Origin of the sequence: Halomonas sp. KO116 (genome assembly GCF_000734975.2) — a bacterium.
Taxonomy (GTDB): Bacteria; Pseudomonadota; Gammaproteobacteria; order Pseudomonadales; family Halomonadaceae; genus Vreelandella; species Vreelandella glaciei.
This window is the reverse complement of sequence record NZ_CP011052.1, coordinates 724,601-738,789: the sequence shown is the minus strand read 5'-3', so window position 1 is coordinate 738,789 and position 14,189 is coordinate 724,601. Positions and strand designations below refer to the sequence as shown.

14 protein-coding genes are annotated in these 14,189 nt (G+C 56.5%); 12 read left to right on the top strand and 2 right to left on the bottom strand.

Annotated elements, in window-relative coordinates; translation table 11 throughout:
- Positions 1-122 precede the first annotated feature (122 nt).
- From KO116_RS03435 to KO116_RS03420, 4 genes are read left to right on the top strand one after another with little or no spacing between them, the layout of a single operon-like run.
- Entirely contained in the window at positions 123-1,181 is a 1,059-nt protein-coding gene (locus tag KO116_RS03435) for a FecCD family ABC transporter permease (protein WP_035561054.1), read from the top strand.
- Positions 1,178-1,975, top strand: coding sequence for an ABC transporter ATP-binding protein (locus tag KO116_RS03430; protein ID WP_035561052.1), 798 nt, complete (start codon positions 1,178-1,180; stop codon positions 1,973-1,975). The genes KO116_RS03435 and KO116_RS03430 overlap by 4 nt, the downstream gene beginning before the upstream one ends.
- Before the next feature lie 35 nt (positions 1,976-2,010).
- The gene (locus KO116_RS03425) at positions 2,011-3,156 is read left to right on the top strand and encodes an ABC transporter substrate-binding protein (RefSeq protein ID WP_035561050.1); all 1,146 of its coding nucleotides are present in this window, start codon (positions 2,011-2,013) and stop codon (positions 3,154-3,156) included.
- Between the two features lie 44 nt (positions 3,157-3,200).
- Positions 3,201-5,321, top strand: coding sequence for a TonB-dependent siderophore receptor (locus KO116_RS03420; protein WP_035561046.1), 2,121 nt, complete (start codon positions 3,201-3,203; stop codon positions 5,319-5,321).
- Here the strand turns inward: KO116_RS03420 and KO116_RS03415 are convergent.
- A complete protein-coding gene (locus tag KO116_RS03415) occupies positions 5,293-6,255 on the bottom strand; it encodes a LysR family transcriptional regulator (protein WP_045812065.1) in 963 nt (320 codons plus the stop codon). The genes KO116_RS03420 and KO116_RS03415 overlap by 29 nt on opposite strands.
- Before the next feature lie 159 nt (positions 6,256-6,414).
- Between KO116_RS03415 and KO116_RS03410 the strand changes: the two genes are divergently transcribed.
- The 7 genes from KO116_RS03410 to speB are packed head-to-tail and all read left to right on the top strand — an operon-like array spanning position 6,415 to position 12,445.
- The gene (locus KO116_RS03410) at positions 6,415-7,242 is read left to right on the top strand and encodes a transporter substrate-binding domain-containing protein (RefSeq protein WP_035561043.1); all 828 of its coding nucleotides are present in this window, start codon (positions 6,415-6,417) and stop codon (positions 7,240-7,242) included.
- A gap of 49 nt (positions 7,243-7,291) precedes the next feature.
- Positions 7,292-7,948, top strand: coding sequence for an amino acid ABC transporter permease (locus KO116_RS03405; RefSeq protein ID WP_035561039.1), 657 nt, complete (start codon positions 7,292-7,294; stop codon positions 7,946-7,948).
- A gap of 13 nt (positions 7,949-7,961) precedes the next feature.
- A complete protein-coding gene (locus tag KO116_RS03400; protein WP_052703717.1) occupies positions 7,962-8,657 on the top strand; it encodes an amino acid ABC transporter permease in 696 nt (231 codons plus the stop codon).
- Complete coding sequence (locus KO116_RS03395) at positions 8,644-9,462, top strand: amino acid ABC transporter ATP-binding protein (RefSeq protein WP_045812064.1); 819 nt, start codon at positions 8,644-8,646, stop codon at positions 9,460-9,462. The genes KO116_RS03400 and KO116_RS03395 overlap by 14 nt, the downstream gene beginning before the upstream one ends.
- A gap of 40 nt (positions 9,463-9,502) precedes the next feature.
- The gene (locus KO116_RS03390; protein WP_045812063.1) at positions 9,503-10,222 is read left to right on the top strand and encodes a DUF1989 domain-containing protein; all 720 of its coding nucleotides are present in this window, start codon (positions 9,503-9,505) and stop codon (positions 10,220-10,222) included.
- A 20-nt stretch (positions 10,223-10,242) separates the two neighbouring features.
- The gene (locus tag KO116_RS03385; protein ID WP_052703716.1) at positions 10,243-11,532 is read left to right on the top strand and encodes a M20 family metallo-hydrolase; all 1,290 of its coding nucleotides are present in this window, start codon (positions 10,243-10,245) and stop codon (positions 11,530-11,532) included.
- 10 nt (positions 11,533-11,542) lie between these two features.
- Entirely contained in the window at positions 11,543-12,445 is a 903-nt protein-coding gene (gene speB / locus KO116_RS03380; protein WP_235272497.1) for an agmatinase, read from the top strand.
- 174 nt (positions 12,446-12,619) lie between these two features.
- Here speB and KO116_RS03375 read toward each other — a convergent pair whose 3' ends face one another.
- Positions 12,620-13,591, bottom strand: a complete 972-nt coding sequence (locus KO116_RS03375) for a membrane protein (RefSeq protein ID WP_035561036.1) — start codon at positions 13,589-13,591, stop codon at positions 12,620-12,622.
- A 126-nt stretch (positions 13,592-13,717) separates the two neighbouring features.
- On the opposite strand from KO116_RS03375, the gene KO116_RS03370 reads away from it, so the two are divergent.
- A complete protein-coding gene (locus KO116_RS03370; protein WP_035561033.1) occupies positions 13,718-14,176 on the top strand; it encodes an Lrp/AsnC family transcriptional regulator in 459 nt (152 codons plus the stop codon).
- Positions 14,177-14,189: the final 13 nt, after the last annotated feature.

Sequence of the window (14,189 nt, the reverse complement as noted above, 5' to 3'; positions counted from 1 at the left end):
CTAGGTTTCCTGACAGTTGACAAAGCTATGACTAAAGGATGAAAATTCAATCACGAATGAGTTTTAGTCGCAAATAAGACTCCTCTTATTTCCTTCGTTTCCCACTTGGAATCACCTTTATAATGCCCGTCTCTTCGCCGCTTATTGCGCCGCTGGCATCCAGCTATCGGCGTTTTATTGTTACTCGTTTACTGATTGTCGCAGGGTTAGCTATCGCTTTGGTCATCTCCCTGCTGGCTGATATCGCCAGTGGCCCCGCACACATCTCGGTGGCTGATTTAATCGCGCTACTGTTTGATGCCCATGCTCAAGGCCCGATTCAGCAGGCCATTGTCTGGGAGATCCGCATGCCTGCGGCGCTAATGGCGGTACTGGTAGGCGCCACCCTGGGCCTGGCCGGTGCGGAAATGCAAACGGTACTCAATAACCCCCTGGCCAGCCCATTTACCCTGGGCGTTGGCGCAGCGGCCACCCTCGGCGCATCGCTGGTGATTGTCTTCAACTTTTCCCTGCTTGGCTTGAGTGCCCACTACGCCACCGCCCTGATGGCGTTTGTGTTTGCGGCGGCTTCGATTTTGACCATCAATGCGCTGTCGCGCCTCTACGGTGCCAGCCGTGAAATCATCGTGCTGTTTGGTATTGCGCTGGTCTTTGTACTGAACGCGCTGGTCGCGCTTTTGCAGCTCATCGCCAGCCCTGATGCGTTACAGCAACTAGTCTTCTGGACGATGGGCAGCTTGTCCCGTGCTTCTTGGGAGACGGTGGCCATCGTGGCAGCCGTGCTGGCTGTTTGCCTGCCCTTCTCGCTGCGCAGCGCCTGGGCAATGACGGCACTGCGTTCGGGCGATGAACACGCCCGCAGCTTCGGCATTGCGGTTGAACGCCTGCGGCTTATCTCGCTACTGCGGGTGAGTTTACTTGCCGCTGGGGCGGTCGCGTTTGTGGGCACTATCGGCTTTATCGGGTTGGTGGGGCCGCATATGGCCCGGCTGGCGCTGGGTGAAGATCATCGCTTCTACCTACCGGGCAGCGCGCTGGCGGGAGCGCTGGTGCTTTCGCTTGCCTCTATCGCCAGTAAAACCCTGGTCGATGGGTTGGTACTGCCCGTGGGTTTGGTGACCTCGCTGGTGGGAATCCCCTTCTTTATGGCGTTGATTATGATGCAGGGGCGTGCGCGATGAAGTCAGGTTTTACACTCAGTAACTTCACGACCGGCTATCGCAAACGGCGCGTATTCGACCAGCTCAGCTTGCCCACACTGCCACCCGGTTCGCTGGTCGCGGTGCTGGGGCCCAACGCGGTAGGTAAATCAACCCTGTTAAAGGCCATCGCGGGCTTACAACCGGCCAGCGGGCGAATGCAGCTCAACAATATCGACCTCGCCAGCCTCAGCGGCACAGCGCGAATGCGCCATGTGGGCTATTTACCGCAAACGCTCCCTCAGGCCACCACATTAGTCGCTTATGAAGCGGTACTAAGCGCCTGCCGTGCGGTGCGCCCCGACCTAAGTCGTACAGAAATAGAAGCGTTAATCGAACGTGTTTTCGATGCGCTGGCCATTCGGCCGCTAGCCCTGCGCCCGCTAAGCGAACTCTCCGGTGGTCAGCGCCAGATGGTCGGCCTGGCCCAGGCGATTGCCCGTCAACCAGCGCTATTACTGTTGGATGAGCCCACCAGCGCGCTGGATTTGCGTTGGCAGCTGGCACTGATCGATACCGTTCGCACAGTGATTGCGCAACGTCAGTCGGTCTGCCTGATGGCTATCCACGATATCAATCTGGCCCTGCGCTTCTGCGACCAGGTGCTGCTGTTTGGCAACGGCGGCCTACTAGCTGCCGGCGACCCTCACACGGTAATTACCCCCGACGTACTGCACGCCGCCTACGGGGTCGAGTCGCGGGTCGAGCGATGCTCGCTGGGGCGGCCCATTGTGCTTAGCGATCGCGTCAGTGAGCATTCAGCGAGCTCTATTTAGCGCCCCCTTTAGCAAACACCATTTAGGAAAACCCAATGCGCCGCCTGGCTATCAATCTGTTGTGTTGGATCAGTCTGTTAAGCGCTACCGCCTGCTGGGCAGCCGATTCACAGGCGGGCTTTCCCAAACAGCTTACCGACCTCGCCGGGCGCCAGGTGACGCTTTCAGCGCCGCCATCACGCCTGTTCCTTACCCAGCCGCGCCAGTTCTACGCACTGGCCAGCCTGCTGGATAACCCCACCGAGCACTTGGCGGGCTGGGCTTATCCATTGGCCATGTTCGATCCCGCCATGGCCCAGCACTTTGCTAGCCAGTGGCCTGCGCTTGCCCAACTGCCCACGCTTTCACACGCGCCAACCCCCCAGCTCGATAGCGAAGCGCTACTGATCCTGGCGCCGGATCTGGTGCTGTTTGATCTCTCACGTGCCAGCAGTGTTGAAGGCTCCCCGCTGGCGCAACTACTCGACGAGTTGGGCATTGCCTACCTGTTTATCGACTTTAACCGTCACCCGTTGGAAAACACGCCCAAAAGCCTAACTCTTTTAGGCGAGGCATTAAACGCGACGCCACGGGCCAACCGTATGACGTCCCTGATTGAACAGCGTTTGGCGCGTATCGACCAGGGTTTGGCAGCGCTGAAGCTGGCAGAGAATCCCACTGAACCGCCCAGGGTACTGATCAATATTGCCCCTGGGGTGAAAGTTGACTGCTGCCGCACCAATTTAAGCAATGGGCTGGCCGACCTGGTCGCACGGGCAGGCGGCGATAACGTCGCCGATGCATTAACGCCCGGCGCTTCGGCGACGCTAAGCAACGAATGGGTACTGAGCCACCCGCCCGAGGTCGTTATCAATACTGCGGGGCAATGGAGAGCCGGTGATGGCTTACGCGCCGGACTGGGTATTAGCGCCGACGACATTAACCAGGATTTACATCTCCTCAGCCAAACACTCCCCGGCTGGACGCATCTTAATGCCGTTCAGAATGAACAGTTTTATGCCCTTTGGCACGGTTTCCACCAAGGCCCCTTCGCCATCGTGGCACTGGAGCGTATTGCCCAGTGGCTGCACCCCGCGCTGTTTAGCGATCTCGACCCGACCGCCACTTTCGACACCCTGCTACCCACCGCGCCAGCGCTCAGCCGCGAGGGGCATTTCTGGGGCGCACTCAACGCTCAATAACGCTTGCTCACTCAACCCACTGTCAACAAAAGGATCGAACACCCATGTTCCGCTCTCGAACCATTGCGCTGTTTTCGCCGCTGCTGCTTCTGAATCCACTGCCCTATGCCTATGCTCAACAAACCAATGAGACCGCATCAGAAACAGTCTCAGAAACATTAATCGTCACCTCGGATCGCCTCACTGACGTGGCGCCGCAGAGCTATCGCGCCCAACACTCTAGCCTGGCCAGCAAACAGCCGGTGTCGTTTTTAGAAGAAGCCCGTACGGTGGAAGTCGTCACCGCCCAGGTGATGACCGACCATAATATCGACAGCTTGGATGAGGCGATGGCGATGGTCGCAGGGGTCACCGAAGGCAACAATATGGGCGGTACCGAAGACGGCTATATCAAACGCGGTTTCGGCAGTAACAGCGATGGCTCGATTCTGATCGATGGCATCCGCCAGCCCCGGGGCACCTTCTCCATGGCGACGGTGGATCATGTCGAAGTACTCAAGGGTCCGGCATCGCTCTTCCAAGGCCAGCAGGATCCTGGCGGGGTGATTAACCTAGTCACCAAACGTCCTGAGTATGAGTGGCAGCGCGAAATCAGCGCCGAAGCGACCTCCTTGGGTGGCGGCAACGCCAGCGTCGATGTCACAGGCCCGCTTGCCGATACCGGGCTTGCCTTCCGCTTTATCGTCCACCATGAAGATGAAGACTCCTTTCGAGCCTTCGGTAACAATCGACGCACTATCGTTGCCCCCTCGCTACGCTGGGAAGGCAGCGACAGTCGCGCGCAGATCTCCTATGAATATCGCGATTATGACTTGGATCTGGATCGCGGCACGGTGATTGTCGACGGTGAGCCCGCCAAGGTGCCCGATGAGCGCCGCTTCGATGAACCCTGGTCGCGGGTATTTGGTCACGACGAAGCGGTCACCGCTTGGTGGGAGCAGGATATCAACAACGACTGGTCAACAAGATTGACCTACGGCTGGAACCGCCGCCAGTACAGCGATGGCCAGCCGCGGGTGCTGAGTGTGGATGAAGATACCGGCGCGCTAACCCGCCGTGCCGACGCCAACTACGGTTTTGACCGCCGTGTGCAGTACACCGCCTGGGATACCACCGGCACCGCCACTCTGGCAGGCATGCGTCACGACATCACCGTGGGAATTGATCACGAACGACGCCGGGACTATCTGGCCGAGGTGTATCGCGGCACGGCGGTGACCGACCAAAATATATATGACATAAGTTACGGTGGCCTGAATCTGAATAGCGACAGCCTTAACAACTCGCTTAGCCAGCGCTTAGATGAAATCAATACCACCGGCGTCTACTTGAATGACCGCTGGCACTTCAACGACCGCTGGACGCTGGGGCTAGGCGGGCGCTATACCCACTATGAGCAGTTTGGTGGCCGTGGCCGACCCTTCGTGACCGCCACCGATATCAGCGACGATATTTTCCTGCCTTCGGTCAGTTTGCTGCATCGCCTGACGCCGGATACGTCGGTTTATGCCAGCTATAGCGAGGCTTTTGTGCCCAATGGCGCCGACAGTGATACCGGTAAGACGTTGGATCCCGAGCACAGTATGGGCAGCGAAATTGGCGTCAAGCACCTGTGGAACGACCAGTTCTCGTTAGCCGCTGCGCTGTTCGATATCCGCAAAGAGAATGTGGCCGTCTCCGACAATGGTGTCACCCGCACGGTAGGCGAAGCGGGCTCACAGGGTGTGGAGCTAACGGTTTCCGGCCAGTTGACCGATCAGCTTTCGCTACTAGGTGCTTACGCCTACACCGACACCGAAGTGCTCAAGGATACCGAAGGCACCCAAGGCAACCGGCTAACCAACGCCGCACGGCATACCGCCAGTCTCTACTTGGCTCATGACCTAAATACCGGCCCGGAACTGGGCAACTGGTGCCTGGGCGGTGGAGTACGCTACGTGGGCGAGCGCGAAGGCGACGCGGACAATAGTTTCCAGCTGGATGCCTATACTGTCGCTGATGCCTTTGTCGGTTGGGATACCCCTTGGCTGGGCGACAACCTGCACCTGCAGCTCAACGCCAAGAACCTGTTTGATACCACTTACTACCCCTCCAGCGGCGGCAGCACGCGGGTAGTGGTCGGCGACCCTCTGGAAGTTAGCCTTCAGGCGTTGGTGAGGTTTTAAACAGCTCATCCCCATTATAAGCCTCGACCAGATGCGACTGCTGCCATAGCCGGGCCACCAACTCTTGAATAAAGCTGCGCACAATAAGCGAGGGCCGCCGACCAGCCCGGGTGACGACACAAAACGGCGAAGCGATCTCAACCTGATCCGGTAGCAACGCTTTAAGTTCGCCCCGCTCAACCCAGTGGCTGGCGTAATAGTGGGGCAAATTGCCAATAAAGTGGCCGCTTAAAATCAGTAGCGCCTGGGCTTCCATATTGGAGGCATGAGCCCCCACCTGGGCATTGGGGAAGCTTTTAAGCTCTTGCAGGTTGGCATAGGGGCGTACCACAAAGGGGTGTTTGATGACTTCCTCAACCGTTAATTGAGCACTGTCGCGGGCAAACAGTGGATGCCGTTTTGCACAATAAATGCCGTGCACCTCCGTGTAGACCTGGCGGTGCTGCAAGCCTTCCATTTGCGCCGTTTCCGGCAGTATACCGAGCTGTACGGCGCCGTTTGCGATCTCGCCGATCAAGCGATCAGGGCTGCCCACAGTAATATTGAGGCGCGCTTTGGGGTTCTTTCGCAGGAACTCACCAATCACGCTCTGCAGATCAAGATCGACATCCATAATGGTGTTGTCGACTACGCCCAAGCGCAGCGTGCCGTAAACGGAGCTGCGTAACTCGCTCATCTCGCTGTCGAAATCGTCTACCGAAGAGAGCAGCTGTTTAGCGCGTTCATACACAATGGTGCCCCGCTCGGTTAGCTCAAACCCCTGCCGCCCCCGATGGCAAACGGTGAACCCTACCCGCTCCTCAAGGGCACGAATATGAAAACTGATGGCGGACTGGCTCATATGCAGCGCCGTTTGCGCACCGGCAAAACCACGATGCTCGGTTACCGCAAGGAATACAGAGAGGCTTTTCAGATCAGCAGCGGAGAGTTTCATTAGCGTGCTCTACGTTAGTGCAATTCACATCAATAAAACGGGTATGAACATCGAAAGATAACAGTTTTATTGTTGCATAACGCCTGCTTAACTCAAGGGGTTCTTGTTCAACAGGCCTTCGCCTTTGTTTCGAGTATCACTACCCCGAGGAGCATCCCCATGCAACGCATCCCCACTATCACCGCTGGCCTCCTACTTGGCGTTAGCTTCGCCACTACCGCTCACAGCGATTTGCTTGAAGACATTCGCACTGATGCCACCTTTACTGTTGGCACAGAAGCGCGTTTCGCCCCGTTTGAATATATCGAGGATGGCGAAATTGTTGGCTACTCCGCCGACATCATGGAACACATCATGCCCGAGCTTGAGGGCGTCGAACTGATCCGCATGGATCTGCCTTGGCAAGGCATTCTGCCGGGGCTGGAGCGCGAGCGCTTTGACTACGTGATTACCTCTGTCACCGCCACCCCAGAACGCATGGAGCGTTATCACTTAAGCGCCCCCATTGCCGATGCCACCATGGCCATTCTAAAACGCGCTGGCGAAGAAGATATCAACTCACCTGAAGATATCGCCGGCAAAGTAGCCGCCGCTCAAGCAGGCTCCGCGCAGTTAGAAGCGCTGGAAGCGTTGGCCGCGGAGCTAGAGGAAGCGGGTACTCCCGTTGAAGATATTCGCACCTACACAGGCGTTGATGAGGCCTATGCCGAGCTAGGGACGGGCCGTGTCGATGTGGTGATCAATAGTCTCCCTAACCTGCTCGAAGCCGAGCGTACCCGTCCGGATGTGTTTGAAGTGGTCGGCACTTTCGGCGACCCGGTTTACTTCTCCTGGGCCGGACGCGATGACGAAGAGAGCGCTTCCCTTAACACCTTTATGGACGAGCAGATTCAACGCCTCAATGAAGACGGCACCTTAACTGAGCTACAGGAAAAATGGTTTGGCAGCCCGATGGAGCTACCGTTAGAACTGCCTGCAGCCGAGTAAATCGGTACGACGTTCGTTAAGCCGATTCACTTCTCCCGACGGGTGCACCATGTTTGAGATTTTACTCAACCACTACCCTGTGCTGCTCAAAGGCTTGACCACCACCTTGGTGGTCTCGCTTTCCGCTATCGCATTGGGCCTGGTGTTAGGTGTTTTGCTGGCCTTTGGTTTGACCAGCCGGTATCGCCTAGTGCGCTGGCCCTGCGGGCTTTACCGCAGCTTTTGGCGTGGCACCCCCATTTTGCTGCAACTGCTGTTGGTCTATTACCTACTGCCCGAAATCGGCATTGAGATAGCGCCTATCTCAGCTGCCATTTTGACCCTAACGCTGAATACAACGGCCTTCCAAGCGGAAATCTTCCGCAGTGGTATCAGCCATATTCCCGCTGGGCAAATAGAAGCGGCGCGCATGGCGGGCATCTCCGCTTGGCAAACCCGCAGGCGCATCATCATGCCTCAGGTATTTCGTTTGACGTTGCCACCACTGACCAACGAGATCATCACGATTCTCAAGAATTCATCGCTGATCTCAGTGATTGCCGTCACCGAGCTAATGCGCGTTAGCGAACAAATCGCTTCACGTACTTTTCAGCCGCTGGAAACCTACCTGGCCGCTGCCGTGCTGTATCTCGCCGTCAATCTTGTGCTGGCACGCATCAGCGCTTACTTGGAACGCCGCATGGCCGGCGGCCTAGCCACCGAATAGGGGAGTGTCAGCTATGTTAGATATTGCCCTGATATGGGAAATGCGTGACCTGATGCTGCAAGGGTTGTGGAACACGCTGTGGATCTGCTTATTAGGCTGCTTACTGGCACTTTCATTAGGACTCGTACTGGCAGCGCTGCGGCTGGCCAACCCACGCCTGTTCAGCTATCCGGTGGCCTGTTATGTGGAAATTTGCCGCGGCATACCACTGCTGGTTCTGCTGTTTTTGCTCTATTACGGCGGCCCCAGCATTGGCTTGACGTTAAGCGCCAGCGTCGCTGGCGTGGTGGGAATCGGTCTCTACGGTGCCGGCTATTTTGCGGAAATTTATCGGGGCGGTTTCAAATCAATCCCTAAAGGCCAATTGGAAGCGGCGCGAATGCTCGGCATTTCCCCCTGGCACGCACTCGTCCGTATACAGATTCCACAAATGGCGCGTTTGATCGTACCGCCAAGCACCAATCAACTGATCATTTTAGTGAAAGAGTCCGCGCTAATCTCGATTATCTCGGTGGATGACCTGACCAAAAACGCCACCACCATCGTTAATCAGACTTTTCAGGTCATCGAGCCCTACCTGGCGGTGGCGTTGCTCTACTGGCTGATGATTGAACTGGTGGCCCGGGGTGGCTATGCGCTGGAAAAACGCTTGGCAAATCGTCAACCGCGCCATATCGCTCAAAAGGATAACGCCCATGCCAACGGCTGACACACTCGCGCCGCCTGCGACTACTCAACAAAAAGCCATTGTTGAGGCACACGGTATCAGTAAGCAGTTTGGCGATCTGGAAGTGCTGACCAACATCGACTTCAGCCTCGCCCCTTCCGAAGTGGTTTGTGTAATTGGCCCCTCCGGTTCAGGTAAATCCACCCTGCTGCGCTGTCTGGCGTTTTTGGAGCCCTACGATCACGGTAGCGTCTATATCGACGGTCAATTATTGGGCTATGAAGACCGCAGTGGTCAACGTGTGCGCACCAGCGAAAAACGCGTAGATGAAGTGCGCGCGCCAGTGGGCATGGTGTTCCAGCACTTTCACCTATGGCCCCATCGCACGGCACTGGAGAACGTGATCGAAGCCCTGCGTCTGGTCAACGGCCTTTCCCGGCGGCAAGCCGACACGGAAGGCATCGCGATGCTCGAACAAGTTGGCCTTGCCGACCGTGCGGGTCACTTTCCAGAGAGCCTTTCCGGTGGCCAGAAACAGCGAGTGGCGATTGCTAGGGCACTCGCCATGAAGCCCCGGGTGATGTTCTTCGATGAGCCTACCTCGGCGCTTGACCCGGAACTGGTCGGCGAAGTGTTGGATGTCATGAAGAAGCTGGCCGCAGACGGCATGACCATGGTGATCGTCACTCACGAAATGGGATTTGCCGCCAAGGTCGCCGACCGGATGATTTTTATGGATCAAGGCCGCGTGGTAGAGAGCGGCCCGCCCGCGACCCTGTTCCGCCAGCCAAAAAGCGAACGCCTTCAACAGTTTCTTAACACTTGGCGCGAGCGCCATATCAACTGATTCAGTCACCTCAACACGATTAAAACACCTGGAGCATCCCATGAGTTCTGATACACGCTTTGATCACGCCCGCATTGAGCAACTGCCGCGCAGCAACAGCGAACCTTGCGGCCATAATCACAGCTTGGAAAACCCTATCTCCCCCGACGGCACGCCGGTGCTGGGCGAGCGCTACGAAGTTGCCGCTCGTGGCGGGCGGGCGGTGCGTCTGAAAGCCGGGCAAACCATCCGTATTATTAATACTCATGGCACTCAAGTGTGCGACACCTGGGCGTTTAGCACTGACAACATCAACGAGTTCATGTCTTGGGAACACGGGCGCGCCTGGTTGAGCGCGCTGATTCCCCAGGTAGGCGATCCGCTAATCAGTAACCGCCGCCGCCCGATCATGACCCTCACCGCTGATACCTCGCCGGGTATTCACGACACGTTAATGGCCGCCTGCGACCTGTTCCGTTACATGACGCTGGGTGTCGAGGGCTACCACGACAGCTGCGCCGACAACCTGCGTTTAGCCATGAAGGCGATAGGCGTTGTCACTCCTGAGGTGCCCCAGCCGCTCAATCTATGGATGAACATTCCCGTTAATGACCAGATGAAAGTCGACTGGTGCCCGCCTGTGTCCAAACCCGGTGACTATGTGGAGCTACGCGCTGAGATGGACTGTATTGTCGTGATGTCCGCCTGCCCGCAAGACATTATTCCCATCAACGGTGCAGACTGCGTGCCTGTCGAGGTACATTTTGAAGTCTACGAATAAAATCCCCTAGGGAGAGCCTGATGGAAAGCCACCTTCATTATCCAACCGACAAGCCCGTCATTGATTTAGCGGCGATAGTAGCAGCGGTAAACCCGGAACGACTCGCCAACGACTTAGCCACGGTGGCGAAGATGGGTGGTCGTTCAGATGGCGGCGTGGCACGTCTGGCGCTTGATGACAACGACACCCGCGCCCGGCTTTGGCTGATTGAGCAGGCCAGCGCCCTGGGTGCCAAGGCAAGCGTCGACGCTATCGGCAACGTGTTTCTTGATGTGCCCGGCAGTGACCCCGCGCTTGAGCCTGTCGTCACGGGCAGTCATTTGGATAGCCAACCAGCAGGTGGCAAGTATGATGGTGCGCTGGGCGTGCTGGCAGGGCTTGAAGCACTACGTGCGCTGAAACAGGCGGGCTTTACACCGCGCCGCCCTCTATCGCTGGTGAGTTGGACCAATGAAGAGGGGGCGCGCTTCTCACCTGGCACTTCTGGCTCAGCGGTCTTTTGCGGTGCGCGCAGCCTGGATGAAACGCGCTTAGTTGAAGACAGCGACGGCGTCAGCCTGGGGAGTGCCTTGGATACTTGCCTGGCTGAACTGGACGCTGCAGGCGTTCCCCGCCGCCCGTTGGCAACCCCGATGCATGCCTTTCTTGAGCTACATATTGAGCAAGGCCCTATTCTGGAGCGCCGGGGTGTGTCGGCAGGCATTGTGGAAGGTATTCAAGGCGTTAGCTGGTATGAAGTCACTGTATCGGGAAGCGCCAACCACGCGGGCACCACCCCACGTGCCATGCGCCGCGATGCGTTAGAAGGCGCCTGTGCGCTGGCAACAGCGCTGCGGGAGGCCGCCCGGGATAGCGAAGACCGCGTGCGTTTTACCATTTGCAAGTTTGCCGTTAGCCCTGGCTCGGTGAACACCATTCCCGACCAGGTCACCTTCACTATTGATTTACGCCACCCGGAAGCCGCGACGCTAAAAGCGCTGGAAGCCGAATTCAATGAGCTCGCCCAGCAGACCTGGGCAGGCTGCAAAGCAACACTGACATCGCTATCGCGCGTTGAGCCAGTGGCGTTTCCCGCCACCCTCACCGCCCTGCTTGATGACACCGCCCATGTGCTGGGGATTACGGTACCGCGATTAGTATCGGGTGCCTTTCACGATTCGATTCACCTCGCCAACCACTGCCCAACGGCGATGCTGTTTGTGCCCTGCCGCGATGGCCTTAGTCATCACCCCGATGAGCATACTGAACTTGATGATGCCGTCGCAGGCACTAAGCTACTGGCCGCCAGTCTGGCGAGTTTAACCCGATAAGGAGAGCGACATGGCCAAGGGCACCGACGGCACTCGCCGCAATACCGCCACCGGCGAAAGCTACCTACCGCGTCAGGAGCCACGCTATCGTGAAATAGCCAGCTTTTTACGCGCTCCGTTAGCGGACTCATTGGAGGAACTTGATATTGCCCTGGTCGGCATTCCCTTTGATGGCGGCGTCAGCAATCGCCCAGGCGCCCGCCATGGCCCTCGTGAGATTCGCAACCAGTCGAGCATGATGCGCAGCCTGCATCACATTACCCGTCTAGATCCCTTTGCTCATGCACGCATTGCCGACATAGGCGACGTTCGCTTTTCATCGATCTACGACCTTGAACAGGTCTCTCATGATATTGCCGCTTATTACTCAGCTATTCGCCGAGCAGGCGTTATCCCGCTAAGCGTTGGTGGAGACCATTCGATTACCTATCCCATCCTGCGCGGCTTGGCAGCCGATGGCCCGGTGGGCTTGATCCATATTGATGCTCATACCGACACCTGGGACGAGTTTCAGGGCTCAAAATTTCACCACGGCGGCCCCTTCCGGCTTGCCTGTGAACATGGATTGATTGATCCCAAACGCACGGTACAAATTGGTATTCGCGGTGCCCAAAACACCACCCAGGGCTGGGATTACTCCGCAGCGAACGGCATGCGGGTCATGTTTATGGAGGAGGTGGATGCGCTGGGTATTGAAGCGACGGTCGCCGAAGCACGCCGCGTTGTGGGCAGCGGCCCAGTGTATCTATCCTTCGATATCGATAGCATCGACCCCGCCTTCGCCCCGGGTACCGGCACACCAGAAGTCGGCGGCCTCACCAGTTTACAGGCACTTAAGCTGGTGCGCGGTTTTCGCGGCTTACCGCTGATCGGCGCCGATGTAGTGGAAGTTGGAAGTCTCACCACCCTTTGACCCCAGCGGTAATACCGCGCTGCTTGGCGCTACCATTATGTACGAGCTGCTGTGTTTGATAGCTGAGCAGGCAGGCTCGGAGAGGGATTAATCTCCAGCAAAACGCTACGAGCAAAGTGGCTGGATCGAATAGTGGACAGTGTTTTTTATCAGCTTGGACATATTTATTTTGCGTTAATGGTAGCCAGTGTATTTGCCTACTTGATTGTTGATCGTGGTTTTAGGCCAGCGGGCAATCATAGCGGTGACAATAACGGCAAAGAGTAGCCGTGCCCATAAAATGCCCGCTATATCGGCCCCCAGCATCAAGATCAGCAGCGTGTCTTCTATAACGCTATGGCAGAGGCCGAGAAAGCATAGAGCAAGCGTGCTATCGCGCTTGCTGAGGGTGCCGTTTTGCACATCCCGAATCAGCAGCCCTGCGCCGTAGCTTAATCCCAACGTAAAACCAATCACCGTTACATTAGCTGCCGAACGGCCAATACCTAATAGCTTGAGTAGCGGTAGCAAGCCAAGATGAATCCAGCGCTCCAGGCCGAGCTTTTTCAGAAGTTTTAGGAGCACAATCAGCGCTAAAATAATCACAAAGATAAGCGCTAGCGTTTCAAGCTGTGCGATCGCCCAACTGCTTATCGTTGGCGCTGTCGACAAACTTGGTTGCCATACCAATGCTGCTGGCGCTTGCAACAAACCAAAATACGAATAGAAACAGTGCAAGAGCCAAGCAAGCAGCAAAGCCCCACCTACGCGCAGGACTAATGTAGCCCACCACGGTACGCCAGCGCGCTTGGCGACGGCCCCTTCAACAGGAATCGAGTGCCCTACCAGCATCAACGCACCCAGCACCGTTACTTGCTCAATACTCAAGTGCATATCACCAGCTACTTGGAGGAATACCGCAATGGCGGTGTACAAGTTGGTAAAGAGCGCCGCCGCCCACACAACACCCATTTGTTCGGGCAAACCAAGCACGCCCATTAAGGGGGCTAATGCCGTTCCAAACCAGCCGATTACACCCAAGAGCTCAAATCCTTTGACGATGAGCAGCGCTGGAATCAAGATTTTAAGTAGCGTCAGATAGACCCTCAGCGCATCTTTTAAAATGCTAACTAAGTCGCCCAATAGGTGACGAATGCTCGTCTGCATCTAGCTCTCCATTGCCATCGTTTGAATAATTGTTATGGTAATAGAGGCAATGCAGAATCTTCTTTCCAATACAGATCTAACAATCATTTTTCGTTCTTTATAAGTATAGGAAGAGCATTTTATTTCATGGACGCCATTGATCGACGCATTCTTGACCAGCTTCAACGCGACTCCAGCCTGACCAATCAAGCATTAGCGGATGAAGTGGGCCTCTCTCCCTCAGCTTGTTTAAAACGAGTTAAGCAATTGCGCGAAGAAGGAATCATTGAGCGGGAAGTAGCAATACTCAACCCTGACGCCCTTGGGCAGTGCCTGCATATGGTGGTGGAGGTGACGATGGAGCGCGATAATAAGTCGCTCTACCAGCGTTTTTTAACAACAGCGCTAAGCGCCCCTGAAGTGAAGCAGTGCTATCAGGTAACCGGCGAGTGTGATTTTGTGTTGATAGTGACAGTCGCTGATTTAGATGGGTACGACCGCTTCTGTGATCGCGTGCTCTATGGCGATGACAACCTGCGCAAGTTCCGCACGCTACTGTCGCGTAAGCGGCATAAGTTTGATACATCCGTTCAGCTCAGTCGTTGAGAAAATAAACTGG

Bases quoted from the DNA above. Each gene is read 5' to 3' on its own strand.
- KO116_RS03435 (WP_035561054.1), top strand. From the start codon at position 123: ATGCCCGTCTCTTCGCCGCTTATTGCGCCGCTGGCATCCAGCTATCGG.
- KO116_RS03430 (WP_035561052.1), top strand. From the start codon at position 1,178: ATGAAGTCAGGTTTTACACTCAGTAACTTCACGACCGGCTATCGCAAA.
- KO116_RS03425 (WP_035561050.1), top strand. From the start codon at position 2,011: ATGCGCCGCCTGGCTATCAATCTGTTGTGTTGGATCAGTCTGTTAAGC.
- KO116_RS03420 (WP_035561046.1), top strand. From the start codon at position 3,201: ATGTTCCGCTCTCGAACCATTGCGCTGTTTTCGCCGCTGCTGCTTCTG.
- KO116_RS03415 (WP_045812065.1), bottom strand. From the start codon at position 6,255: ATGAAACTCTCCGCTGCTGATCTGAAAAGCCTCTCTGTATTCCTTGCG.
- KO116_RS03410 (WP_035561043.1), top strand. From the start codon at position 6,415: ATGCAACGCATCCCCACTATCACCGCTGGCCTCCTACTTGGCGTTAGC.
- KO116_RS03405 (WP_035561039.1), top strand. From the start codon at position 7,292: ATGTTTGAGATTTTACTCAACCACTACCCTGTGCTGCTCAAAGGCTTG.
- KO116_RS03400 (WP_052703717.1), top strand. From the start codon at position 7,962: ATGTTAGATATTGCCCTGATATGGGAAATGCGTGACCTGATGCTGCAA.
- KO116_RS03395 (WP_045812064.1), top strand. From the start codon at position 8,644: ATGCCAACGGCTGACACACTCGCGCCGCCTGCGACTACTCAACAAAAA.
- KO116_RS03390 (WP_045812063.1), top strand. From the start codon at position 9,503: ATGAGTTCTGATACACGCTTTGATCACGCCCGCATTGAGCAACTGCCG.
- KO116_RS03385 (WP_052703716.1), top strand. From the start codon at position 10,243: ATGGAAAGCCACCTTCATTATCCAACCGACAAGCCCGTCATTGATTTA.
- speB (WP_235272497.1), top strand. From the start codon at position 11,543: ATGGCCAAGGGCACCGACGGCACTCGCCGCAATACCGCCACCGGCGAA.
- KO116_RS03375 (WP_035561036.1), bottom strand. From the start codon at position 13,591: ATGCAGACGAGCATTCGTCACCTATTGGGCGACTTAGTTAGCATTTTA.
- KO116_RS03370 (WP_035561033.1), top strand. From the start codon at position 13,718: ATGGACGCCATTGATCGACGCATTCTTGACCAGCTTCAACGCGACTCC.